21 protein-coding genes are annotated in these 22,795 nt (G+C 66.2%); 7 read left to right on the top strand and 14 right to left on the bottom strand.

The features are described 5' to 3' along the window. Positions 1-144 precede the first annotated feature (144 nt). Complete coding sequence (locus U5771_RS29140; RefSeq protein ID WP_322027177.1) at positions 145-1,050, bottom strand: LysR family transcriptional regulator; 906 nt, start codon at positions 1,048-1,050, stop codon at positions 145-147. Positions 1,051-1,168: 118 nt separating this feature from the next. On the opposite strand from U5771_RS29140, the gene U5771_RS29135 reads away from it, so the two are divergent. From U5771_RS29135 to U5771_RS29125, 3 genes are all read left to right on the top strand, one after another. After that, on the top strand, positions 1,169-1,759 hold the full coding sequence (locus U5771_RS29135; protein ID WP_322027188.1) for a flavodoxin family protein: 591 nt from the start codon (positions 1,169-1,171) through the stop codon (positions 1,757-1,759). Positions 1,760-1,831: 72 nt separating this feature from the next. Then, positions 1,832-2,887, top strand: a complete 1,056-nt coding sequence (locus U5771_RS29130) for an aldo/keto reductase (RefSeq protein ID WP_322027176.1) — start codon at positions 1,832-1,834, stop codon at positions 2,885-2,887. A gap of 131 nt (positions 2,888-3,018) precedes the next feature. Continuing rightward, the gene (locus tag U5771_RS29125; RefSeq protein ID WP_322027175.1) at positions 3,019-4,458 is read left to right on the top strand and encodes a DEAD/DEAH box helicase; all 1,440 of its coding nucleotides are present in this window, start codon (positions 3,019-3,021) and stop codon (positions 4,456-4,458) included. Between the two features lie 150 nt (positions 4,459-4,608). Here the strand turns inward: U5771_RS29125 and U5771_RS29120 are convergent, their stop codons facing one another. The 9 genes from U5771_RS29120 to U5771_RS29080 all read right to left on the bottom strand — a co-directional run bounded on the left by U5771_RS29120 (position 4,609) and on the right by U5771_RS29080 (position 13,817). Continuing rightward, positions 4,609-4,950 carry a cytochrome C oxidase subunit IV family protein gene (locus U5771_RS29120; RefSeq protein ID WP_322027174.1) on the bottom strand — a complete coding sequence of 114 codons (342 nt, stop codon included), beginning with the start codon at positions 4,948-4,950 and terminating at the stop codon, positions 4,609-4,611. A gap of 8 nt (positions 4,951-4,958) precedes the next feature. Beyond that, on the bottom strand, positions 4,959-5,666 hold the full coding sequence (locus U5771_RS29115; RefSeq protein WP_322027173.1) for a heme-copper oxidase subunit III family protein: 708 nt from the start codon (positions 5,664-5,666) through the stop codon (positions 4,959-4,961). Then, positions 5,663-6,274, bottom strand: a complete 612-nt coding sequence (locus tag U5771_RS29110) for a cytochrome c oxidase subunit 3 (RefSeq protein WP_322027172.1) — start codon at positions 6,272-6,274, stop codon at positions 5,663-5,665. Before U5771_RS29110 ends, U5771_RS29115 begins: the two co-directional genes overlap by 4 nt. Further along, positions 6,271-8,031 (bottom strand): cytochrome c oxidase subunit I, encoded by a 1,761-nt coding sequence (gene ctaD / locus U5771_RS29105; RefSeq protein WP_322027171.1) that lies wholly within the window; start codon positions 8,029-8,031, stop codon positions 6,271-6,273. Before ctaD ends, U5771_RS29110 begins: the two co-directional genes overlap by 4 nt. A 13-nt stretch (positions 8,032-8,044) precedes the next feature. Continuing rightward, on the bottom strand, positions 8,045-9,199 hold the full coding sequence (locus U5771_RS29100) for a c-type cytochrome (RefSeq protein ID WP_322027170.1): 1,155 nt from the start codon (positions 9,197-9,199) through the stop codon (positions 8,045-8,047). Between the two features lie 311 nt (positions 9,200-9,510). After that, complete coding sequence (locus tag U5771_RS29095; RefSeq protein ID WP_322027169.1) at positions 9,511-10,023, bottom strand: hypothetical protein; 513 nt, start codon at positions 10,021-10,023, stop codon at positions 9,511-9,513. A gap of 401 nt (positions 10,024-10,424) precedes the next feature. After that, positions 10,425-10,934 (bottom strand): DUF1269 domain-containing protein, encoded by a 510-nt coding sequence (locus U5771_RS29090; RefSeq protein WP_322027168.1) that lies wholly within the window; start codon positions 10,932-10,934, stop codon positions 10,425-10,427. A 218-nt stretch (positions 10,935-11,152) separates the two neighbouring features. Continuing rightward, complete coding sequence (locus U5771_RS29085) at positions 11,153-12,358, bottom strand: M20 aminoacylase family protein (protein WP_322027167.1); 1,206 nt, start codon at positions 12,356-12,358, stop codon at positions 11,153-11,155. Positions 12,359-12,383: 25 nt separating this feature from the next. Then, positions 12,384-13,817, bottom strand: a complete 1,434-nt coding sequence (locus tag U5771_RS29080) for a YfcC family protein (RefSeq protein ID WP_322027166.1) — start codon at positions 13,815-13,817, stop codon at positions 12,384-12,386. A gap of 169 nt (positions 13,818-13,986) precedes the next feature. Between U5771_RS29080 and U5771_RS29075 the strand changes: the two genes are divergently transcribed. Continuing rightward, the gene (locus tag U5771_RS29075) at positions 13,987-14,901 is read left to right on the top strand and encodes a LysR family transcriptional regulator (protein WP_322027165.1); all 915 of its coding nucleotides are present in this window, start codon (positions 13,987-13,989) and stop codon (positions 14,899-14,901) included. 93 nt (positions 14,902-14,994) lie between these two features. Here U5771_RS29075 and U5771_RS29070 read toward each other — a convergent pair whose 3' ends face one another. The 4 genes from U5771_RS29070 to U5771_RS29055 all read right to left on the bottom strand — a co-directional run bounded on the left by U5771_RS29070 (position 14,995) and on the right by U5771_RS29055 (position 19,720). Then, positions 14,995-16,383: an MFS transporter gene (locus tag U5771_RS29070; RefSeq protein WP_322027164.1), complete on the bottom strand. Its 1,389-nt coding sequence runs from the start codon at positions 16,381-16,383 to the stop codon at positions 14,995-14,997. 101 nt (positions 16,384-16,484) lie between these two features. Next, positions 16,485-17,663: a CaiB/BaiF CoA-transferase family protein gene (locus U5771_RS29065; protein ID WP_322027163.1), complete on the bottom strand. Its 1,179-nt coding sequence runs from the start codon at positions 17,661-17,663 to the stop codon at positions 16,485-16,487. A 14-nt stretch (positions 17,664-17,677) separates the two neighbouring features. Next, positions 17,678-18,835, bottom strand: a complete 1,158-nt coding sequence (locus U5771_RS29060; RefSeq protein ID WP_322027162.1) for an acyl-CoA dehydrogenase family protein — start codon at positions 18,833-18,835, stop codon at positions 17,678-17,680. A gap of 27 nt (positions 18,836-18,862) precedes the next feature. Then, positions 18,863-19,720 (bottom strand): MaoC family dehydratase N-terminal domain-containing protein, encoded by an 858-nt coding sequence (locus U5771_RS29055; protein ID WP_415859445.1) that lies wholly within the window; start codon positions 19,718-19,720, stop codon positions 18,863-18,865. A 128-nt stretch (positions 19,721-19,848) separates the two neighbouring features. Between U5771_RS29055 and U5771_RS29050 the strand changes: the two genes are divergently transcribed. The 3 genes from U5771_RS29050 (at position 19,849) to U5771_RS29040 (ending at position 22,794) form a co-directional block, all read left to right on the top strand. Continuing rightward, a complete protein-coding gene (locus U5771_RS29050; RefSeq protein WP_322027160.1) occupies positions 19,849-20,799 on the top strand; it encodes a LysR substrate-binding domain-containing protein in 951 nt (316 codons plus the stop codon). 461 nt (positions 20,800-21,260) lie between these two features. Next, positions 21,261-22,223, top strand: a complete 963-nt coding sequence (locus tag U5771_RS29045) for a sigma-54 interaction domain-containing protein (protein ID WP_322027159.1) — start codon at positions 21,261-21,263, stop codon at positions 22,221-22,223. Positions 22,224-22,395: 172 nt separating this feature from the next. Next, on the top strand, positions 22,396-22,794 hold the full coding sequence (locus U5771_RS29040; RefSeq protein ID WP_322027158.1) for a DUF3467 domain-containing protein: 399 nt from the start codon (positions 22,396-22,398) through the stop codon (positions 22,792-22,794). Position 22,795 lies beyond the last annotated feature (1 nt).

Below are 22,795 nucleotides of genomic sequence, written 5' to 3'. Positions count from 1 at the left end.
CGCCGCCCCCGGGAGATGCGTACTGCTCGCAGCAGTATGCATCTCGTCGTCGCATATTCTGCGCTTTGGCCGGCGACACACCCGCGCCGCCGCCCCGGCGGCTACCTTACCCCGCAAGCCAGCCAGTCGCCCACCCCGGCGCCCTTAATCGAAGTAAGGCGCCAACACGCCCTCGATCCAGTCCATGAACGCCCGCACGCGCGGCGACAGATTGCGCCGATGGGCCACGACGAGCCACGCGGCGAGCGGCTCGGGACGCAGATCGGGCAGAACCTCCACCAGCGCGCCGCTTTCGATGTGATTCGCGACCCCTGAATATCCGGCCTGGATCAACCCGATGCCGGCCAGCCCGGCTGCGTGATAGGTCTGCACGCTGTTGACCTGCATCGCGCCCGGCAGCGGGAGCGACGCATAGCCGTTGCCGTTCGGGTACTCCCATCCCGGATGACGCGCGCCGAGTGTCAGCGCGTAGTGGACCATCCGGTGTCCCTGGCCGAGCAGATCGTCGAGCGTATGCGGCACCCCATACCGCGCCAGATAACCGGGGCTCGCCGCATTGATCATGCGCAGCCGGCCCAACGGCCGGGCGATCAGCGTCTCGTCCACGATCGGACCCAGACGGATCACGCAATCGAAACCTTCCTGGACGAGATCGACACGCCGATCGGTGCTCGAAAGTTCGAGCTCGAGTTCGGGGTGCGCCGCCATCAGTTGCGGCAGTGCGGGAATCACGACGCTGCGTGCCAGCTCGGTCGGCATGTCGACGCGCAATCTTCCCCGCAGGCGCGTGCCGTTGCCGGAGAACATCGATTGCAATTCCTGGACTTCGGCCAGCAGGTCCCGTGCGCGCGAATAGAACGCGCGTCCGTCCTCGGTCAGCTGCACGCTCCGCGTCGTCCGATGCAACAGCGCAACGCCCACGTCGCGCTCGAGTCGACGGATCACCATCGACACACGCCCTTTCTGGATGCCCAGGCTTTCGGCCGCCCGCGTAAAGCTCGTCATTTCGGCGACACGGGCAAAGATCAACAGCGCATCGAGGTTTTGCATTGTTCACTCAACGAGTAACAGAACGTTCAATCGGCCGTTATTTATAACTCAATAGCAACTCAGTAGAGTGCTTTCCGATGTCGTCTCCCGACGATCACCTGAACGAAAGGGCGCAACCATGACACAACACACCTCTCCGGTTAAGACGGCCGTCGTCTATCACTCCGGCTATGGGCATACCCGACGCATGGCAACGGCTGTCGCCGAGGGCGCCGGCGCCGTACTCGTCGCAATCGACGCCGACGGAAACATTGCGCAGGACGCCTGGGACACGCTGGCCGGCGCGGATGCCATCCTGTTCGGCTCGCCGACCTACATGGGCGGCCCCAGCTGGCAGTTCAAGAAGTTCGCCGACGCATCGTCGAAGGCCTGGTTCGAAGGTGCGTGGCGCAACACGATCTTCGGCGGCTTTACCAATAGCGCGAGCGTCAACGGCGACAAGCTCAATACGCTCGAATACTTCGTTCTGCTTGCCGGGCAGCACGGCGGCATCTGGGTGAGCCTGGACGTCAAGCCCGCGAACGTGAAGGCGTCGATGCGCGACGACCTGAATCGCATGGGCTCCTATCTCGCGCCGATGGCGCAGACGCCGGCCGATGCGTCGCCCGACGAAATGTCGCCCGGGGATCTCGAGACGGCACGCCGCTATGGCGCACGGGTCGCGACGATCGCCGGACAGTTTCGGGCAGGACAAGCGCGAATCGGCTGAGATCCCGGCGTGCGGGGCGCCCGGGACAGGACGCCACCGCATTCTCTCCAGCCGACCACGAAGGAAACGGCCATGAAATACAAGCAACTGGGCCGCACCGGCCTGTATGTCTCCGAGCTGTGTCTCGGCACGATGACGCTGGGCGGCAATGCCGATGCCGGCATGTGGGCGTCGATCGGCGCGGTCGGCCAGGACGACGCGACCCAACTGATTTCCCGCGCACTGGACGAGGGCATCAACTTCATCGATACCGCGGACATCTACTCCTTCGGCGAATCCGAACGCCTCGTCGGACAGGCGCTCCGAGACATCGGTGTTCCGCGCGGCGAGATCGTGCTGGCGACGAAGACGGCCGGTGTGATGGGCCCGAAACCCAACGATCAGGGCGCGTCGCGCGGCCACATCATGGATTCCGTGCAGAGAAGCCTGGAGCGGCTCCAGGTCGATCATGTCGACCTCTACCAGATCCACGCGAACGATCCCGTGACACCGATCGAAGAGACGCTGCGGGCGCTCGACGATCTGACGCGTCAGGGGCTGGTTCGCTATGTCGGCGTCTCGAACTGGCGCGCCGGAAAGATCGGCAAGGCGCTCGGACTCAGTGCAGCGCTTCATGCGACGCGCTTCGAGACGCTGCAGGCCTACTATTCGATCGCCGGATGTGACGTGGAGCGCGAACTGGTGCCGCTCGCGATCGACGAGCAGATGGCGCTCCTCGTCTGGTCGCCGCTCGCCGGCGGACTGTTGTCGGGGAAGTTCGGTCCCGGGGCGCCGACCGAGGAAGGTTCGCGGCGCAGCCAGTTCGATTTTCCGCCGGTCGATCTCGAGCGAGCGTGGCCGTGCGTTGCGGCGATGCGCGCCATCGCGGACGCGCGAGGTGTGTCGGTGGCCCGGATCGCGCTCGCGTGGCTGCTCGCCAAGCCGCACGTCACGAGCGTCATCATCGGCGCCAAACGGATCGAACAACTCGAAGACAATCTCGGCGCGGTCGATGTCGCCCTGACCGGGGACGAGCTGGCCCGGCTCGATGCCGTGAGCACGTTGCCTCCTGGCTATCCTGGCTGGATGATCGATCGTCAGGAGGCGGGCAGGTTGCCGCGACCTGTCATGCGCGCCGTGTCGAAATAGGGCTGGCGACGGCGCCCCGTGTCATGCTCGAACGGATTGCCTGACGCCGAGCGCTGCGCCGCACCGGGTAGCTGCGCGGCGCGATTGCCGCGGCAACCGCTAGAATTGCGGTTTTAGCCCGGAACACGTCCATGTCTTTTGCCTCGCTCGGCCTGATCGATCCCTTGCTGCGAAATCTGCAGGGCCTCAATTACCAGACACCGACGCCGGTGCAGGCCAAGGCGATTCCCACTGTGCTCGGTGGCAAGGACGTCATGGCCGCGGCCCAGACCGGCACCGGCAAAACGGCGGGTTTTGCGCTGCCGCTGTTGCAGCGGCTGGTGCAACACGGGCCGGCGGTGTCCAGCAACCGTGCGCGTGTCCTGGTACTGGTGCCCACGCGTGAACTGGCCGAGCAGGTGCTGCAGAGCTTTGTCGAGTACGGCAAAGGCCTCGACTTGCGGTTTCTGGCTGCCTATGGCGGGGTGAGCATCAACCCGCAGATGATGAAGTTGCGCAAGGGCGTGGATGTGCTCGTTGCCACGCCGGGCCGTCTGCTGGACCTCAACCGGCAGAACGCGGTGCAGTTCGATCAAGTCCAGACGCTGGTGCTGGATGAAGCCGACCGCATGCTCGATCTGGGCTTTGCGCGCGAACTCAACGCCGTCTTTGCCGCGTTGCCCGCCCAGCGCCAGACGCTGCTGTTCTCCGCCACGTTTACCGACGATATCCGCGCGATGGCGGCGAGCATTCTGCGCAGCCCGGTCAATATCAGCGTCAGCCCGCCCAACGTCACGGCGAGCAAGATCAAGCAGTGGGTGGTGCCGGTGGACAAGCGGAACAAGCCGGACCTCTTCATGCACCTGGTGGCCGAGAACAACTGGGACCACGCGCTGGTGTTCGTCAAGACCCGCAATGGCGTGGATTACCTGGCGGCGATGCTGGATGAAGCGGGCTATGCGGTCGACACCATCCACGGCGACAAGCCGCAGCCTGCGCGCCTGCGTGCGCTGGAGCGCTTCAAGACGGGCGAAGTGCAGATGCTGGTCGCGACCGATGTGGCGGCGCGCGGGCTGGATATCGACGACCTGCCGCTGGTGATCAACGTGGATCTGCCGATCGTGGCGCAAGACTATGTGCACCGTATTGGCCGTACCGGCCGCGCGGGTGCCAGTGGTGTGGCGGTGTCGCTGGTGTGTGCCGATGAAGCGCCGCAACTGGCCGCGATCGAGGCGCTGATCCGGCAGACGCTGCGCCGTGAAGAAGAGCCGGGTTTCGAAGCCGAACACCGCGTGCCGGAAACCAGCGCGACGGGGCAGATCATCAAGAAGCCCAAAAAGCCGAAGAAGCCCAAAGTGCCGCAAGGTGGGGCCGGTGCCATGCCGGCGGCTGGCAAACAGCCGAAGCCGCAAGGCGGGGAGGGCAAACGCAAGCCTGCGGGGCCGCGCGCCGGGGCTGCGGGCAAGGGGGCAAGCGTGTCCGCCGGTAGTCCATTCAGCGTGCAAAAGCCGCGCGGCAAACCCGCCGGGAAGGCGGCTGCGGGCGCACGTAAGCCGGCCGGCAAGCCCGTTGGTGGTCGCGGTACGCGCTAACGCCGATCGGTGCGGTTGATCAACACCGGCCATGAAACATGGCGGGCGGTTCAGGTCTGCGGCAGAAAGCGGCAGGGGGGGCGTGTCTCAGGTCGGCGGGTAACGGCGCACTGAATCATGCATCGCCCGTGGAGCGGATGCGCGACGCGATCAATGAAAGAATAGCGCCCGCATGCCGAACGTGTGATGCGCTTCGGCCGCCATCAGCACCATCAGCACCAGCAGGCACAGCGGCGGTATCAGGATCGCGTACACCAGCGCCAGCCGCTCCCACATCATGTGCATGAAGATCGACACGATCAGCCCGGCCTTGGCGATCATGAGCACGACGATCAGCACCCAGCGCAGCAGGCCCTGCACGTTGAAGTAGTCCACCAGGTACGACAACGTGCTCAGGACGAACAGCAGCCCCCAGATTTTCAGGTAGATGCCGATCGGATGCTGCTGGCCGTGCGCGGCGTCGGGTCGATCGGCGGGATCGGTGTGGTCCATGGCCTGCCTCACCACAAATAGAACAGCGCGAAGATGAACACCCACACCAGGTCGACGAAGTGCCAGTACAGGCCGGCGATCTCGACGATCTGGAAGTTGCCGTGCTCGGCGAACCCCGGCTGCAGGATCTTGCGCGCGACCAGCAGCAGGTAGATCACGCCGCAGGTCACGTGAAAGCCGTGGAACCCGGTGATCAGGAAAAAGCACGCGCCGAACTGTGCCGCACCGATCGGGTTGCCCCACGGGCGTATGCCTTCACGGAAGATCAGGTTGGTCCACTCGAACGCCTGCAGCGACACGAAGGTCGCGCCCAGCAGCGCGGTCGCCAGCAACAGCGCGGCGGCGGGCCGGGTGTTGCGCCGGTAGCCGAAGTTGACGGCCATCGCCATGGTGCCGCTGCTGCTGATCAGGGTGAACGTCATGATGGCGATCAGCAGCAACGGCACCTCCACGCCGCCCACGGTGAGCCCGAACACCTTGGCGGTGTCGGGCCACGGCGCGGTGGTCGACATGCGCACCGTCATGTAGCCGATCAGGAAGCTGCTGAAGACGAAGGTGTCCGACAGCAGGAAGATCCACATCATCGCCTTGCCCCACGGCACCTTGAAGGCTTCGCGGTCGGCGGCCCAGTCGGTGACGATGCCGCGCCAGCCGTCAGGCCCGGCGTCGGCGGGCGGAGGGGCCGCGGGTTCGGTCGGGAGCATGGGCGAGGTCATGGCGCGGCTCCATACAGCGGCCCGCAGATGGCGGCGACGACCCCGGGCGTGAGCCACCACATCGCCGCCAGCAGCACGAGCCAGACGGCCAGCAGGAAATGCCAGTAGAGGGCGCACAGCGCGATGGCACGCTGGGCGCGGAACGGGTCCGCGCGCCGCAGTTGCGCGATCGTCACGGCCCAGGCGGCCAGCCCGCCCAGCACGTGCAATCCGTGCAGGCCGGTGAGCAGGAACAGGAAGCTGTTGGACGGATTGACGGTGACGGTCTGCCCGGCCGCCGACAGCATGCGCCACGCGGTCAGTTGCCCGATCACGAACACGGCGGCCAGCACGCCGCCGGACACCAGCCACGCCACGCGGTGCGCGGTCAGTTGCCGGGCACGCTGCATGGCAACGCTTGCCAGCGCCAGCGCGCCGGTGTTCCACCACAGCAGCGCCGGATGCGGGATCGGCTGCCAGTCGGGCTCGCGCATGCGCATGCCATAGGCGAGCAGCAGCAATGAAAACAACGTCGTTGCCACCGCCATGAAGACGATCAGGCCGACGCGGCTCGCATTCGGCAAGACCGGTGGCGTGTCGGGAACGAACGGGCGCGGCAGGGTGGTCATTTGCGTGCCTCGCCGGGTTGAAGTGTCGGGTGGGCCGGTTCAGGCGCCGGCGCCGTCGCGGGCGGCTGATTTTGCGGGACGAAGTCTTCCTCCTGTCCCGGCGGGCTGTATTCGTACGCCCAACGGTAGACGACCGGCTGCGCGGCGCCCCAGTTGCCGTGCACCGGCGGCGTTTGCGGGGTCTGCCATTCCAGCGTGGTGGCCCGCCACGGGTTGCCGTCGGCACGCTTGCCGCGCACGAGGCTCCATGCCAGGTTGTACAGGAACAGCAGTTGCGCCACCCCCACGATCAGCGCGACGACGGTGATGAACGTGTTGAGCGTCTGCGCCGAGTGCGGGATGAAGCTGTAGCCCTCATATGCGTAATATCGCCGCGGCATGCCGAGGATGCCGAGATAGTGCATCGGGAAGTAGATCGCATAGGTGCCGAGAAAGGTGATCCAGAAGTGCGCGCGCCCGAGCCGGTCGTCGAGCATGCGGCCCGTCACCTTCGGATACCAGTGGTAGAGGCCGCCGAACACCACGAGGATGGGCGACACGGCCATCACCATATGGAAGTGCGCCACCACGAAGTACGTGTTCGACAGCGGAATGTCCACGCTCACGTTGCCGAGATAGAGCCCGGTCAGCCCGCCCAGCACGAAGGTGCTGATGAAGCCGATGGCAAACAGCATCGGCACGGTCAGGTGGATATCGCCGCGCCACAGCGTCAGCACCCAGTTGTAGACCTTGAGGGCGGTCGGGACGGCGATGATGAGCGTGGTGGTGGCAAAGAAGAAGCCGAAGTACGGATCCATGCCGGCGATGAACATGTGGTGCGCCCAGACCACGAAGCTCAGTGCGCCGATGATGACGATGGCCCACACCATCATCCTGTAGCCGAAGATGCTCTTGCGTGCGTGGGTGCTGATGAGGTCCGACGCGATGCCGAAGGCCGGCAGCGCGACGATGTAGACCTCCGGATGCCCGAAGAACCAGAACAGGTGCTGGAACAGCAGCGGGCTGCCGCCGACATGCTTGAGCGGCTGCCCCATCGATACCACGGCCGGTATGAAGAAACTGGTGCCGAGTGTCCGGTCGAGCAGCATCATCACCGCCGATACGAACAGCGCCGGAAACGCCAGCAGCGCCATGATGGTTGCGATGAAGATGCCCCACACCGTGAGCGGCATGCGCATGAGCGTCATGCCGCGCGTGCGCGCCTGCAGCGTGGTGGTGACGTAGTTCAGGCCGCCCATGGTTGCCGCGACGATGAAGATCGCCAGCGACACGAGCATCAGCACGATGCCCCATTCCACGCCCGGCGTGCCGGGCAGGATGGCCTGGGGCGGATACAGCGTCCAGCCCGCGCCGGTCGGCCCGCCCGGCACGAAGAAGCTCGCGGTCAGCACGAGCACGGCCAGCAGATAGACCCAGTAGCTCAGCATGTTGAGAAACGGGAACACCATGTCGCGCGCGCCGAGCATCAGCGGGATCAGGTAGTTGCCGAAGCCGCCCAGGAACAGCGCGGTCAGCAGGTAGATCACCATGATCATCCCGTGCATGGTGACGAACTGGTAGTAGTGATTGGCGTCGATGAAGCTGAACTTGCCGGGAAAGCCGAGCTGCATCCGCATCAGGTCCGACAGGACGAGGCCGACCAGGCCGATGGCGATGGCCGTCAGCGAATACTGCACGGCGATGACCTTGTGGTCCTGGCTCCAGACATAGCGCGTCCAGAAGCTTTTCGGGGCGTGGTCGATGTGCGCGTAGGGCATTGTGTCTGCTCCGCTAGGGCTGGCGGTTGGCCGCGCTGCTGGCAGCCGGGCCGCCTTGCGATTCGATGTAGGCCACCAGCGCGGTCAGCTCCTGCTCGCTCAGGTCGAAACGCGGCATGATGGGTGAATAGCCCTTCACGACACGGGCCGACGGGTCGCGGATGAACGCGCGCAGATAGGCTTCGTCCACCTTCGCGGTGCTGCCGTCGGCCATCGTTTCGGTCTTGCCGAACAGGCCCTTCCAGGTGGGGCCCACGCGCGGGCTGCCGTCCACGGTATGGCAGGCGAGACAGCCCTTGGCCGCGGCGAGCGCCCGGCCCTGGTCGGCAAGCGCCTGGGCGCTGCCGCCAGGCGCGGCTGCCGCAGCCTGCACCTTGGCCTGCTGCCGCTGCGCGAAGCTGGTCTGCTGCGCGAGCCAGCGCGAGAATGCCGCTTCGTCTTCCACCACCACCACACCGCGCATGCCGGCGTGCCCGACACCGCAAAGCTGCGCGCACAGGATGTCGTAACGCCCCGCCTTGGTCGGCGTGAACCAGAAGGTCGTCACCATGCCGGGCACCATGTTCATGCGCGCACGGAACGGCGGGACATAGAAGTCGTGCAGCACGTCGAGCGACCGTGTCAGGACCTGGATCGGCCGGTTCAGCGGCAGGTGGACCTCGGGCGTCTCGATCAGGTAGTTGTCGCGGCCGTTGGGGTCGGCGGGGTTCAGGCCGAACGGGTTGTCGCTGCCGATGTAGCGCACGTCCGTCGTGCCCAGCTTGCCGCCGGGGCCGGCGAAGCGGAAGCGCCATTGCCATTGCCGGCCGAGCACCTCCATCTGCAGCACGTTGCGCGGCGGCCGGATGTAGTCCGCGTAGACGAACAGACCGGGTGCCAGCAACGCCGCCACGCCGACGGCGGTCAGGCCGATCAGCCACCATTCCAGCCGCCGGTTGTGCGGCTCGTACGCGGCGCGATGCCCGCCGCGGTGGCGGTAGCGCACCAGTGCGATCGCGACGAACAGGTTGATGGCGATGAAGAGCGCGCCGGTGATGACGAGCGTGATCGTCAGCATGTCGTCCATGCTCACCCAGTTCGATGCGATCGGCGTGATCCACCAGGGACTGGCAAAGTGGAACCCCACCGCCAACAGGATGATCAGGATCAGGGCAATCGCAAGCGCCATGGGCCGCCTCGCCGCGCGTCACTCGCCGGAGCCGCCAACCGGCGCTCCGGGCATCGTCGTGCCGCCTTGCCGTATTTCGTCTCACCTTTTGCCGGCAGTCTGCCACGACCGATTCACCAAGCGTCGTCGGCGGCTCTAAAGAAAAGGTAGTCTGCTCCTCTGCATCGTGCAAGGCAGCACAAAGGGGGGAGCACGCCCCGTCCACGCAGCGCCCGAATGTCGGCGTCCCCTGCCGCGATGACAACCAGAACGGCCGCCTCCGGCATGGGGTGTCGAGGCGGCCGTCTCGCGCGGCGGGAGGAAGCGGCGTGTCAGTGCATTGCGTTCTGCTTGCGCCGTTCGAGCATGCCGTACACGACGGCGGTGACCACACCGAACAGCAGGTTGGCCAGCAAGGGTCCGGAACCTCGCTCCGAGATGAACCACGGGAACACGGCGGTCATCACGTAGAAGTTCCACACGTACGCGACGATCCCGAACGCCAGCCCGATGACGGCCTCCATGCCGACGCTCGAATCGAAGCGGAACGGGGCCATGATCGCGGCGAGGATCATCCCCATGATCGCGCCGAGCACGTAGTGCAATACCAGCGCCATTCCGACGATGCTGAAGCTGAAGACCGACATCTGTTCGAGCGCGCCGCGGCCCATCACCATCGCCGCGATCTTGTGGGTCGGTTGCCACGGGCTTTCATCGAGCACCATGGTCGACCAGAAGAATTCGAGCACGATCACCAGCGCGCCGCCCGCAAGACCGGCGACGGCCGCGGCGAGCCAGTCCGGCATGCGCCGTTGCCAATGGTGTGATTGAATGTGCAGTTCCATACGACCTCCTTGCTGACGGTTCAGCCTCGGCACTCGGGTTCAGCACGCGCCACGCACGTCGAAAATTCGTCGCCTGTTCGATTCAGAATGGCAGATATGGATGGCAACGCAAGGTGCAAAAACCCTGCGCGTCGCATGGCAACACGGTGCTCTGTCCGACGTTCGGAATCGGCGTGTCGGCGGGTGTCGGCGCGACATGGCGCGGAGATGGCGGCGATGCGCGGCCGTGGGCGTCCGATCGCGTGCAATGCCGGACGGGCAGGGGCTGTCGCGGCACAGCCGTGGTACCGGCGTGCCGGGGTACCGTCAGTACCCCGACGCATTCCTCTGCGTAGACGGATGCCGGTTTCGCACCGGCCTGCAGCCGACACGCGCGATGGGGAGACGGCACTCTGCGTTCGTCAGGGGAAAACCGGGGTCGTAGGCTCGCCGCCTTCCAGATCCGCCTTCGGAAAATGCCGGGCGATCATCTGCTCGATTTCCTGCTCTCGCAATGCCGGCACGTCGGCCATGATCAGGATCTGGCCTTCCTTGATCGATTCACGAAATCGCTCGAGTCGCGCGTTCGGCTCGGCGATGCCGATCATCCCGGCCGTCCACGCGCCGAAGCCCGCGCCCGCCACCGTCAACGCGACGACGGCGCCGCCCGCGATCACGAGCTCGGCAGGGGGGTACACCAGCGCGACGAGGCCGATCAGCGCGCCCGTCGCACCGCCGAGTGCGACGCCGCGCTCGAGCGCGTGCACGACATCGCTGCTTTGCAGTAACGATGCTTCGGGCAACTCATCAAGCGTGACACTGTGATCGGCGAGGACGTGGATATGGCGCCAGATGATGCGCGCGCGCAGCAAGTCGTCGACGATCGCCTTCGCCATCTGCGTGTCGGGTACGAGGAAATAGAGGCGCCTCATTTCGGCCCCCTTTTTTCAGTCGGGAATAGCTTCTATTCTATGTCACCATCGGCGGCGCGCTACGTGCGTATGCGTGTGCTTGCCCGCATGAGCGGGGCAGGCGCCACGCGTCACGTCGAGCTTGAATCTCCCGACCGAACGGTGGACGCCGCCGGGTTCCCGCGTTCCGGCGACGGCACCGTCTCCGGCATCTGCGATGCCCGGCGATGCGGGTTGCATCATCGGCCGTCGCCGACGTTCGAAGGCAGATAACGCTCCACCAGCCGGGCCCAAAAGGCGGACCCGACGACCAGATTCTCGTCGTTGAAGTCATAGGTCGCGCTGTGCAGCGTGTTCCCGCCGTCGGCCGGGCCGTTGCCGATCCGCAGGAAGGCGCCCGGGCGCGCCTGCAGCATGTATGCGAAGTCCTCGCTTCCCATCAGCGGAGCCATCTGTTCCGTGACCCGATCCTCGCCGACCAGTTCTTTCGCGACCTGGATCGCCAGCTCCGTTTCGGCATCGGTGTTCGTCACCACCGGATAGCCCTCCACGTAATCGACGACGGCCGTGAGGCCATAGCTGTCGGCCTGAGCGTGCACGAGCCTGATGATGCGTTCCTTCAACCTCCGCCGGACGTCCGCGTCGAACGATCGAACGCTGATGCTCAATTCGACCTCGCCCGGGATGACGTTGGGCGCCGATCCGCCCGCTATCTTTCCGATGGTCACGACCGCCGACCGGGTCGGATCGACATTGCGGGACACGATGGTCTGCAAGGCCATCACGATGCTGCCTGCCGCGACGATCGGGTCGTTCGCCAGATGCGGGCGGGCAGCGTGCCCGCCCTTGCCGACGACTTTCACGTAGACGCGGTCGCCCGCGGCCATGAAGTTGCCCTTGCGGAACATGAAGGTGCCCGCCGGCGCACCGGGGTGGTTGTGCATCGCGAACACCGCATCGCAGGGAAAGCGCTCGAAGAGCCCTTGCTCGACCATGCGTTTGGCACCGCTGTCGTAGCCGCGCTCCTCGGCGGGCTGGAAGATCAGGTGCAGCGTGCCGTCGAATCGCCTGCGCCGCGCCAGGTATCGGGCCGCGCCGAGCAGCATGGCGGTATGCCCGTCGTGACCGCAGGCATGCATCCGGCCCGGAATCAGGCTCTTGTGGCCGAACGTGTTGCGCTCGTCGATCGGCAGCGCGTCCATGTCGGCCCGGATGCCGATGCTGCGTTCGCTCGTGCCCAGCCGCAGCGTGCCGACGACGCCGGTGCCGGCGAGCCCCGTCTCGACCGAATAACCGCATTCCGTCAGACGAGTGGCGACGAGCGCCGCGGTCTCCACTTCCTCGAACGCGAGTTCCGGGCAGCCATGCAGCGTGTAGCGGAGCTTGCGCATGTCGTCGGCAAGCGGCTCGAGGTCGGAGACGGAACTGAGGTCGGGTAATAGCATGTTCGATCCAGGAAGAAACGCCGGACTAGAAGGGGCCCAGATGAATGGCGACGCCGGCTGCAATGGCGACGATGCAGATGCCGAACCAGGCGGCCAGCAGCGGCATGACGAAACGCAGCCACCTGACGTAGGAAATGCCGGCGGTCGCCAGGACCGCCATCAGGACCCCGGAAGTCGGGTTGAAGCAGTTGATGAAGCCCTCGCCGAGCAGCACGGCCTGCACCGTCACCTGGCGGGTCAGGTGCAGCGTGTCGCCCAGCGGCGCGAAGATCGGAATGAGGACCGCCGATTCGCCCGATCCGGACGAGATGCCGACGTGAATCAAGGCGGCGCTCGCGAACATGCTGATCGCGGCCGCCGTGGCATTGAGCGGGGCGAGCCATCCGGCGAGCAGGTCGACGATCGGGTCGAGGATCTTCCCGTCGGCGAGGACGATCGAGATGGCCCGCGCCATTCCCACCACGAGCGCGCCCTTGACCAGGCCGCTGCAGCCATGCAGGAACGTGTCCGCGATCCTGCCCGGTCGAATGCCGCTCGCGATCCCGCCGGCAATCGCCATGACGAGGAACATCGCGATCATCTCGGTCTCGGCCCAGTGCCGCGTCGATGAACCGTAGACGAATACCGACAGGCAGACGAGCACGATGCCGACGACGACAAGTTGCCGGGTGTCGAGGCGTCGCACGGGCGAGAACGGCGTGGTCCCGCTCATCGACGACGTCGACGCGCAAATCGCTGCGCCGCTCACGCGACAGGTGCGCATCCGGACGACGAGAAAAATGACGGTGGCCACGACGAAGGCGACGTAGAGGCACACGCGGAACGTCATCCCGGAAAACATCGGCAGGCCGGCCAGACGCTGGGTCAGTCCGGTCGTCACCGGGTTGAGGATGCCCGTGTTGAAGCCCGCGTAGGTGCCCAGATAGATCAGGCCGGCGCCCATTTCCTTCGACAGCCCCATCGATTCGGCCAGCAGCAGTCCAAGCGGGACAAACGCCACGACCGAATTCGTCACCACGCCCAAGGTGCCGAGCAGCGAAAAGACGACGCACAGGACGATGACCGTGATGTGCGCCCGCGCGCCTTCCCGGCGGGTGGCCAAGGCGAGGGCGCTACGAACGGCCCCGGTCGCTTCGAGCACCGCCAGCGCACCGCCGGTAAACAGGATGAGAAAGATGATCGGCGCGGACGCGATCATGCCCTTGGCCAGCGCGACGAACATCTCGCCTGGCCCTACGCCGTGCCCAGCCACCGGTTTCAGGCTGCCGGGGACGACGAGGCTGACGCCGTCGCTGACCGTCCGCGAGAACTCGCCCGATGGCACGAGCCATGTCGCGATCGCCGCCGCCAACAGCATGACGAACAGCAGCACATAGGGGCTGATCGGCTCGCCGCCGCCGTTCGCGCGGGCTGGCCGACGCTGCTCCACGCTTTCGACTTGCGGGCTGGCGTCGTTCATGTTGTTCCTCCATCGATGCGTTCGAGCGGTCATCCGCTCTGTCTCCGTTCGGCTCGGGAACGTGCGTGTTCCCTGACCGGCTATGGGGCGGAGTATCGGCGAAAATCCCGGTGGAAAGTTGCGTGTCCGGCTGCGAAAATGTTGCATTGAATGCAACACTGGAGGCGGGTTGGATACCTTCGAACGGAGTCTCTCGGAGCGCACGCTGCAATACCTGGTCGCGATCGCGACATTCGGCGGAATGCGTCAGGCGGCGCTTGGCCTGGATGTGAACGTGTCGACGATCAGCCGGCAAGTCGCCGTTGCCGAGCGCGAGCTTCGGCTGTCGCTGGTCACGCGTCGCGGGCGAAAAATGGAGTTGACCGAAGCGGGTCAGATGGCGGTCGATTATTTCCGCGACTGCGAGCGCAATGCCCGCCGATTTCGCGCCCAGCTGGAGGAATACCGCGGCCTGCGGCGCGGGCAGGTCACCATCGCCGCGGGCGAGGGCATCGTGACGAGTCTGGTGTCGGTTGCCCTGAAACCCTTTCTCGACCGATACCCCGGCATCGTCGTGGAGTTGCGCACCGGCTCGCTTCCCCAGCTCATCTCCATGATCCGGGAGGATCTGGTCGATATCTGCGTGTCGATCGGCGCGTCGACCGATCCGACACTGAACGCACGCATGTTTCAGAGCGAGCCCTTGTGCGCGATCGTCTCGGTCGCGCATCCGATGTCGTCGCGCAAGTCGGTCAAGATGGAAGAGCTCGCCGACGAACGGCTGGTCTTCATGCCCGCGGAGTTCGGGCTGCAGGCGCATGTCAATGCGATCCTCGCCGATATCGGACGCACGTACGTGCCTGCATTTCGCTGTGACCGGTTTTCGACGGCCGCTGCGATCGCGGCACAGAACCTGGCCGTTGCATTCATGACCCGCGGCGCGGCCCAGGAGAGAATCGCCGCAGGTCAGGTGAAGGCCGTGCCGATCGACCATCCGATCGCGCGGACATTCGACCGCTACGTGATCACACGGGCCGGACGGCGACTTGGCCCGGCCGCGAATTATCTGCTGCGGGAAATCGTCAGGCTCATGTCGACCGTGTAGCAGCGGAGGAAGTGCGGGGGGGCCGGACGTCGAATGCCGAACGTTCGTCGCGGCCTGTCCGCCTGTCCGGCCGGTACGTCCGTCCGTCGCCGGTCAGGCTTGCGTCACCCCTGAGCCGACCGCCGCACCCTCCGCGTCGCTCGTCCCCGGTGCGACTTCCTCGAGCGCCTGCCTACCGGTCTCGACACGCAGCAACCCGATCGCGACACACAGCACGCCGAGCGTCGCGCTGACCATCGCGATCACGCCCGATACGCCGAACGCCTGGTAAAGCGCCAACGCCAGCGCGGGCGTGCCGATCGACGACATCCGTCCGCACATCCCTGCCACACCGGTGCCGCGCAGCCGCACTTCGGTCGGGAACAGTTCGGGGATGTAGCCGAACAGCCCGAGCGTCGTGATCGTGTAGATCGCGCTGACGAGACAGAATCCGACCACGATGATCGCGGTGGTATCGCGCAGCGACACATACAGCCAGCCGAGCGCGATGCTGAGAATCGACGCGATCACGATCCCCTTCGCCCGCCCGATCCGATCCGCGATCAGATAGCCGATCAACCCGCCGACCGGCGAGCCGATCGACATCAGGAACACGAACCCGAGCGACTTGACGACCGACAGTCCCTCGGTGACAAAGAACGTCGGCAGCCATGCAATGAAGCCATAGAGCCCGACGTTCACACCAATCGCGGTCAACGCCGCGACCGTCGTCCGTCCCCGCATTCCCTTCGAAAACAGCACCCCAAGCGGCACCTTCCCGACATGCAGGTCGACGGTACGCCGCACCGGCGGCAGCGTGCCGACCTGCCGGCCGACCTCCTGCTCGATCGCGGCCAGCGTCGCCTCGGCCTCATCGAGCCGCCCGACCGACTCGAGCCAGCGCGGCGATTCCGGCATCCGTTTCCGCATGAACCAGACAACCAGCGCGCCAACGCCAGCCAGCGCGAACATGTACCGCCAGCCGAGGTAAGGAATGATCCAGTACCCCGCGGCCAGCGCAGCAAAGAGCCCGCTGTTGGTGATGATCGCGAGCAGCGACACCCATTTGCCGCGCGTCTCGGGCGGCACGAACTCGGCGAGCGTCCCGGCCGCGACGACCAGTTCCGCCCCGAGCCCGATCCCCATGATGAACCGCAGCACGATCAGCCACGCAATATCGGGCGCGAAACACGCGGCGATCGACGCGAGCCCGAACACCGCCAGATTGAGCTGATACGAATACCGCCGTCCGAGCCGATCGCCGACATAGCCCGCGACGAACGCCCCGATCATCATCCCGACGAACGTCGACGATACGAACATCGCGCCATGCCGCAGATCGGTGAATCCCTCCTTGACCATCGCCGCGACCGAGCCGTTGGCGAGATAGATATCGAACGCGTCGAGGAACGCGCCACCGGCGATCAGTCCGAGTATCTTCCAGTGGAACCTTGAAATCGGCAGCCGGTCGAGCCGGCCGGCGGCATTGACGGTGTTCGCCATGATGTCTCCGGTTGTGCGGCGCTCTCGCGTCCGTGAGCGGACGCGGAGACGCTTCGATATGTCGATGAGGGGCGCGCTTCGATCAGCGCGGAAAGGCCCGGTCAGACCGCACCGGATGCGTGCAACGTGTGAATCTGTTGATCGGCATAGCCGAGCTCGCGCAGCACGGCATCGGTATGCTGGCCGAGCGCCGGCACCGGATCCATGCGCGGATCGTCGCCCGGCGCGACGCCGGGCGGCAGCAGCGCAGGGATGTCGCCGGCAGGCGTGGCAACCTGCGTCCAGCGATGCCGGGCGGCGAGCTGCTCATGCGTCCAGACGTCGTGCATGTCGTTCATCCGCGCGTTCGCGATGCCGGCTTGCTCGAGCCGGCCGATCACGTCGGCGGCCGTCAGCGTCGAGAATGCACGGACGATGACGCCCGCGAGTTCGTCGCGATTCGCGACGCGGCGGCTGTTCGACCCGAAGCGTTCGTCGGCCGCCAGCTCGGGCAGGCCGATCACGGTCTCGCAGAAGTGCTTCCATTCGCGCTCGTTCTGCAGACCCAGCATCACGGTGTTGCCGTCGCCGGCCTTGAACGGGCCGTACGGGAAGATCGTCGCGTGCGACGCGCCGGCCCGCCGCGGCGGCGACTGGCCGTCGATCGCGTAGTAGAGCGGATAGCTCATCCACTCGACCATGCTTTCGAGCATCGACACGTCGATGTGCCGGCCGCGCCCGGTGCGTCCGCCCTCGATCAGCGCGGCGAGGATGTTCGTATACGCATACATGCCCGCCGCGATATCGGCGATCGAGCAGCCGGCCTTGGCCGGCTCGCCGTCGGCGCCGGTAATGCTGAGGAATCCGGATTCACTCTGGATCAGCAGGTCGTACGCCTTCTTGTCGCGGAACGGCCCGTCGAGCCCGTAGCCGGAGATGTCGCAGACGATCAGCTTCGGATAGCGCTCGCGCAGCGTGTCGTAGTCGAGCCCCAGGCGCTGCGTCGCGCCGGGTGCGAGATTCTGCACGAACACGTCGGCATCGGCGAGCAGCTTGTGCACGACGTCGAGCGCCGCGGCCTGCTTGACGTCGAGCGTGATGCTTTCCTTCGAACGGTTGGTCCACACGAAGTGGGACGCGAGCCCCGCCACGCGTTCGTCGTAGCCCCGCGCGAAATCGCCGACGCCCGGCCGTTCGACCTTGATCACGCGCGCGCCGAGATCCGCGAGCTGGCGCGTGCAGAACGGCGCGGCGATCGCGTGCTCGAACGTGACGACCTTGATGCCTTCCAGTGGGCGCATGCTCGTCACTCCCGTCAGAACGACCGCGGCAGGCCGAGGATGTGTTCGGCGACGTACGACAGGATCAGGTTCGTCGAGATCGGCGCGACCTGGTACAGGCGCGTCTCGCGGAACTTGCGCTCGACGTCGTACTCGCACGCGAAGCCGAAGCCGCCGTGGAACTGCAGGCACGCGTTTGCCGCTTCCCACGACGCGTCGGCCGCGAGCAGCTTCGCCATGTTCGCCTGCGCGCCGCACGGCTCGTGCGCGTCGAACCGGCGCGCGGCCTCGAAGCGCATCAGGCTCGCGGCCTCGACGTTGACGAACGAGCGGGCGATCGGGAACTGCACGCCCTGGTTCTGGCCGATCGGGCGGCCGAACACGACGCGATCCTTCACGTACTGCGACACCTTGTCGACGAACCAGTAGCCGTCGCCGATGCATTCGGCCGCGATCAGCGTGCGTTCCGCGTTCAGTCCGTCGAGGATGTACTTGAAGCCCTGGCCTTCCTCGCCGATCAGGTTCTCCGCCGGAATCTCGAGGTTGTCGAAGAACAGCTCGTTCGTCTCGTGGTTCACCATGTTCGGGATCGGGCGGACCGTCATCCCGTTGCCGATCGCATGATGCAGATCGACGATGAAGATCGACATCCCTTCGGATTTCTTCTGCACGTCCGACAGCGGCGTCGTGCGCGCGAGCAGGATCATCAGGTCGGAGTGCTGCACGCGCGAGATCCACACCTTCTGGCCGTTGATCACGTAGCGGTCGCCCTTGCGTACCGCGGTCGTCTTGATCTTCGTCGTGTCGGTGCCGGTGGTCGGTTCGGTCACGCCCATCGACTGCAGGCGCAGCGCGCCGCTCGCGATCTTCGGCAGATAGCGCTGTTTCTGCTCGGCCGAGCCGTGGCGCAGCAGCGTGCCCATGTTGTACATCTGGCCGTGGCAGGCGCCGGAGTTGCCGCCCGCACGGTTGATTTCCTCCATGATCACCGACGCCTCGGTCAGGCCGAGGCCGGAGCCGCCGTATTCCTGCGGAATCAGCGCGGCGAGCCAGCCGGCTTGCGTCAGTGCGTCGACGAACGCTTCGGGATAGCCGCGCGCCTCGTCGATCTTGCGGAAATACTCGGCGGAAAACTCGCCGCACAGGTCGCGAACGGCTTCGCGGATGTCTTGGTACGCGTCGGTAGGGTTCATGTTTCGTAGCGGGGAAAGCGTCGGAAGTCAGGCGAGGGTCGCGCTCGCGGTCATGGTCAGCCAGCCGTCGTGGTCCCTGGCCCAGAGCTCGATGGTCTTGCCGTCGTCGGCGAGGCGGCCGCACACGCTGAACGTGTTGCCGAGGAAGGTCGGCCGCACCGCGCGATAGGCGTATTCGCCGATCGTCGCGCCGGGCAGCGAGCGCGTCACGAGGTCGAGCAGCAGCGTCGAAATCAGCGGGCCGTGCACGACGAGGTCCGGATAGCCTTCGACGTCGCGCACGTAGGTGCGGTCGTAGTGGATGCGATGGCCGTTGAAGGTCAGCGCGGAATAGCGGAACAGCATGACTTCGTCGGGCGTGATGTCGCGCTGCCATTGCGCAGGGTCGGGCGCGGCCTTCGGCGGGGGCGCGGCGGCGCCGGGCGCGGCCGCGCCGCGATAGACGATGTCGTGTTCCTCGCGGATCGCGACTTCGCCCGCGGATTCGATCACGTGCTCGACGGTCACGAAGCCGAGCGTGCCGCTGCGGCCTTCCTTGCGTTCGACGGACAGGATGCGCGACGTGCGCGTCGCGATCGCGCCGATCGTCAGCGGGCGTTCGAACGTCAGCCGGCCGCCGGCCCACATGCGCCGCGGCAGCCCGAGGTCCGGCAGGAAGCCGCCCTTGCGCGGATGGCCGTCCGGGCCGAGCTCGGCCTGCTGCGCGATCGACCAGAAATACAGCCAGTGCCATGCGGGCAGCAACGCATCGCCGGCAGCGGGCACGATCGGATGGTCGAGCGTGGCCGCGAAGGCGACCGCACGTTCGGCGCTGATCAGGTCGGTCGCGACCTGTTGGGCATCGTCGCTGGCATGCGACCGGGGAGCGTTCACTGTCACCTCCATCGCCGGGCCGGCCGGCTGTCTTGACTTGGCTTGAAGTGACTGTAGGTGAAGCGAGCGCGCGGCGGAAATACCGTTTGAATGTGCCGGTCATAGGGGTATCCTATGACTTTCGCGTCGACCGAACCGCCATGGACATCCGCCAGCTCCGTTACTTCGTCAGCATCGTGGAATACGGGAGCCTCGGGAAAGCGGCCGAGAAACTGTTCGTCGCGCAGCCGTCGCTGAGCCAGCAGATCGCGAAGCTGGAGGACGACGTCGGCGTCCAGCTGCTGGTGCGCAGCCCGCAGGGCGTGAAGCCGACCGCGGCCGGGCAGGCGCTGTACCGCCATGCGCGGCTCGTGCTCCGGCAGATGGAGCAGTTGCGCCAGGAAGTGCGGGAAGGCGCGGGCAGCGAGTCGGGCACGGTCGCGGTGGGGTTCCCGACCACGATGACGTCGATCCTCGCGGTGCCGCTGTTCGAACGGGTGAGGGTGCGTTATCCGGGCATCCGTCTGCAGTACCTCGAGAGCATGAGCGGCTTCATCAACGAGCTGCTGGCAAACGGGCGGCTCGACCTCGCGATCCTGTTCCGCGAATCCAACACGACCGGCATCACCGCGATGCCGCTGTTCGACGAGGTGCTGCATCTGCTCGGCGAGCCGGGCGGCGCGGTACCGTCGCGCGCGCGGACCTGCCCGCTCGCGTCGCTCGCCGGCGTGCCGCTCGTCGCGCCGGGCGTGCAGAACGGGCTGCGCCTGCTGCTCGAACGCACGTTCGCGCGCGAGGAGGTGCCGCTCAACATCATCGCGGATATCGATTCGCTGCCGACGATGATCTCGCTCGCGCAGTCGGGGCTTGCCTGCACGATCCTGCCGGCGTCCGCACTGGCGTCGCGTGAGCCGTCCAGCCGGCCGAAGACGCGCCGGATCGTCGAGCCGGAGATCCGCCGGCCCGCGAGCCTGTGCTGGTCGAATACGTCGCCCGTCAATTCCGCCGCGCTGGCCGTGCGGCAAACGATCGTCGAGCTGATCGGCGAACTGGCCGCAAGCGGCGCGTGGACAGGCATCACGCTGCGCGCGAGCGATGCCATGCCGTCGTGATACGCGCCACACGCCGACCGCAACCGACGGACGCAACTGGCGAAGTCTCCGGTCCTGCCGCGTGAACGATACGCATTCTGCGAATGACGCGATCGGTCTTTCGTTCGTCATGCTGATTGCGGACAGATTGATGAACGTGCGTGAAATGACACATTCGCCATTGGGTCCGCGCATGCCCGAGTCGATCGGCTTGCCCGCACACCGGCGGCCGCCAGGCCGTGCGCAAACATCGGCCGTCGACAGGTTGTACGAATCCCGATATTGAAACTACACTGATTATCGGCCGGCGCCGTGACACGCGGCTATCCATTCAACACGCATCCCAGTACTAATTAAACGCGTGCCGACAATCGCCATAGAGGATGGTTGCCTTGTTCCTCAACATCCAGCGGGGGGAAGTGGCGATGAAATTCGGGGCTGCGCATCAACCGTCAGCGGTTTGCTAGCCGGGCGGCGCGCGCATGAGCACGACCGGAGGCATTCACGCGGCGTCACTCGGGCTGCACGGCTCGAGCCCGGCGATGACCGACCTGCGCCGCTATCTGGCGAAGGTCGCGTTGACCGATACGACGGTGCTCGTGACCGGCGAAACCGGCACCGGCAAGGAACGCGTCGCCAGCGCCGTCCATCGCCTCAGCGCCCGAACCGACAAGCCGTTCATCGCGGTGAACTGCGCAGCGGTGCCCGACAGCCTGTTCGAGTCCGAGATGTTCGGCCACGAGCGCGGTGCCTTCACCAGCGCCCAGCACGCGTTTCCCGGCCGCTTCGTCGAGGCCGACGGCGGCACGCTGTTCCTCGACGAAGTGAGCGAGATGCCGCCCGCCGTCCAGGCCAAGCTGCTGCGCCTGCTCGAGGACCGCACGGTGATGCCGGTCGGCTCGCAGCGCCGGCGCCCGGTCGACGTCCGGATCGTGGCCGCCAGCAACGAACGACTGGAGGACCTGGTCGCCGAACGCCGTTTCCGCGCCGACCTGTTCTATCGGCTGAACGTCGCGCGCATCGAGATACCGCCGCTGCGGGAACGGCCGGAGGACATCGCGTCGATCGTCGATCACTTCGTCGCCGAACACAACCAGCGGCGGGCGATGCAGGTGGGGCGGCCCGATCCGGCGCTGCTCGAGTGCATGCGGCAATACCGCTGGCCGGGCAACGTGCGTGAGCTGCGCAACCTGGTCGAGGCGTTGTTCATCGATGCGCCGGAAGGGCGGCCGTTCGGGCTGGGCGATTTGCCGCCGGCATTTCGCCGCCTGTTCCTGCAGGATTTTTCCGCCGGCGAACATGAGCGCGAGCGGCTGGTCTCGGTACTGCGCCAGACCAACTGGAACAAGATGGAAGCGGCGCGCCAGATGAACTGGTCGCGCATGACGCTGTATCGGAAGCTGGCCAAGTACAACCTGGACGCCGGCAACACTGCACCGGTGTAACAGCCGGGCTGTCACATGGTACAGCCCGGGTACAGCCCGGCCGCCTTCGCGCATCCTGCTCCGATCGGGAAATTCCACGCCAAATCATGCGCTTGCGTCGGCGCACACGGGCTGGCCCGCTCCTTGCGAAGCAGAACGGACAGACCGCCCGTCGCCACGCAAGGAGGCCGTCGTGCACGTCATCGAGCCATGCCAGGACGACCCGCCGGATCCGGCGCAGCCGGCCGGCCAGCCACGGCCGCTGCTCGCCAGTTATGCGAACTACTTCGAGGTCGGGCACAACGCGTTCGAGTTCCTGATCGATGCCGGGCAGGTCGAGCCGCAGTCCGGCAACGTCCAGTTGATGAGCCGCGTCGCGATCAGCCCGGTTCACGCCAAGCTGCTGGCGCAGCTGCTGGCGCGCGCGATCGCCCAGTTCGAAGCGACCCATCACGAAATCCCCGATATCGGCGACCCGGATCCGGATCTGGCGATGCTTCCCCCGCAGGAATTCGAACGGCGCGCGATCGATGCGCGCAGCAAGCCGATGCTCGGCGGCCGTCGCGACGAGCCCGATCAAAACCAGAGCTGAG

It is taken from the genome of Burkholderia sp. BCC1977 (genome assembly GCF_905339595.1).
Taxonomy (GTDB): Bacteria; Pseudomonadota; Gammaproteobacteria; order Burkholderiales; family Burkholderiaceae; genus Burkholderia.
This window is presented reverse-complemented; position numbering and strand designations above follow the sequence as displayed.

What these genes read in the sequence shown, in the direction of transcription:
- U5771_RS29060 (WP_322027162.1), bottom strand. Translation starts at nt 18,835, where the DNA reads ATGAACCCTACCGACGCGTACCAAGACATCCGCGAAGCCGTTCGCGAC.
- U5771_RS29050 (WP_322027160.1), top strand. Translation starts at nt 19,849, where the DNA reads ATGGACATCCGCCAGCTCCGTTACTTCGTCAGCATCGTGGAATACGGG.
- U5771_RS29140 (WP_322027177.1), bottom strand. Translation starts at nt 1,050, where the DNA reads ATGCAAAACCTCGATGCGCTGTTGATCTTTGCCCGTGTCGCCGAAATG.
- U5771_RS29080 (WP_322027166.1), bottom strand. Translation starts at nt 13,817, where the DNA reads ATGAACGACGCCAGCCCGCAAGTCGAAAGCGTGGAGCAGCGTCGGCCA.
- U5771_RS29070 (WP_322027164.1), bottom strand. Translation starts at nt 16,383, where the DNA reads ATGGCGAACACCGTCAATGCCGCCGGCCGGCTCGACCGGCTGCCGATT.
- U5771_RS29045 (WP_322027159.1), top strand. Translation starts at nt 21,261, where the DNA reads ATGAGCACGACCGGAGGCATTCACGCGGCGTCACTCGGGCTGCACGGC.
- U5771_RS29120 (WP_322027174.1), bottom strand. Translation starts at nt 4,950, where the DNA reads ATGGACCACACCGATCCCGCCGATCGACCCGACGCCGCGCACGGCCAG.
- U5771_RS29115 (WP_322027173.1), bottom strand. Translation starts at nt 5,666, where the DNA reads ATGACCTCGCCCATGCTCCCGACCGAACCCGCGGCCCCTCCGCCCGCC.
- ctaD (WP_322027171.1), bottom strand. Translation starts at nt 8,031, where the DNA reads ATGCCCTACGCGCACATCGACCACGCCCCGAAAAGCTTCTGGACGCGC.
- U5771_RS29065 (WP_322027163.1), bottom strand. Translation starts at nt 17,663, where the DNA reads ATGCGCCCACTGGAAGGCATCAAGGTCGTCACGTTCGAGCACGCGATC.
- U5771_RS29100 (WP_322027170.1), bottom strand. Translation starts at nt 9,199, where the DNA reads ATGGCGCTTGCGATTGCCCTGATCCTGATCATCCTGTTGGCGGTGGGG.
- U5771_RS29090 (WP_322027168.1), bottom strand. Translation starts at nt 10,934, where the DNA reads ATGAGGCGCCTCTATTTCCTCGTACCCGACACGCAGATGGCGAAGGCG.
- U5771_RS29095 (WP_322027169.1), bottom strand. Translation starts at nt 10,023, where the DNA reads ATGGAACTGCACATTCAATCACACCATTGGCAACGGCGCATGCCGGAC.
- U5771_RS29130 (WP_322027176.1), top strand. Translation starts at nt 1,832, where the DNA reads ATGAAATACAAGCAACTGGGCCGCACCGGCCTGTATGTCTCCGAGCTG.
- U5771_RS29055 (WP_415859445.1), bottom strand. Translation starts at nt 19,720, where the DNA reads ATGGAGGTGACAGTGAACGCTCCCCGGTCGCATGCCAGCGACGATGCC.
- U5771_RS29135 (WP_322027188.1), top strand. Translation starts at nt 1,169, where the DNA reads ATGACACAACACACCTCTCCGGTTAAGACGGCCGTCGTCTATCACTCC.
- U5771_RS29085 (WP_322027167.1), bottom strand. Translation starts at nt 12,358, where the DNA reads ATGCTATTACCCGACCTCAGTTCCGTCTCCGACCTCGAGCCGCTTGCC.
- U5771_RS29125 (WP_322027175.1), top strand. Translation starts at nt 3,019, where the DNA reads ATGTCTTTTGCCTCGCTCGGCCTGATCGATCCCTTGCTGCGAAATCTG.
- U5771_RS29110 (WP_322027172.1), bottom strand. Translation starts at nt 6,274, where the DNA reads ATGACCACCCTGCCGCGCCCGTTCGTTCCCGACACGCCACCGGTCTTG.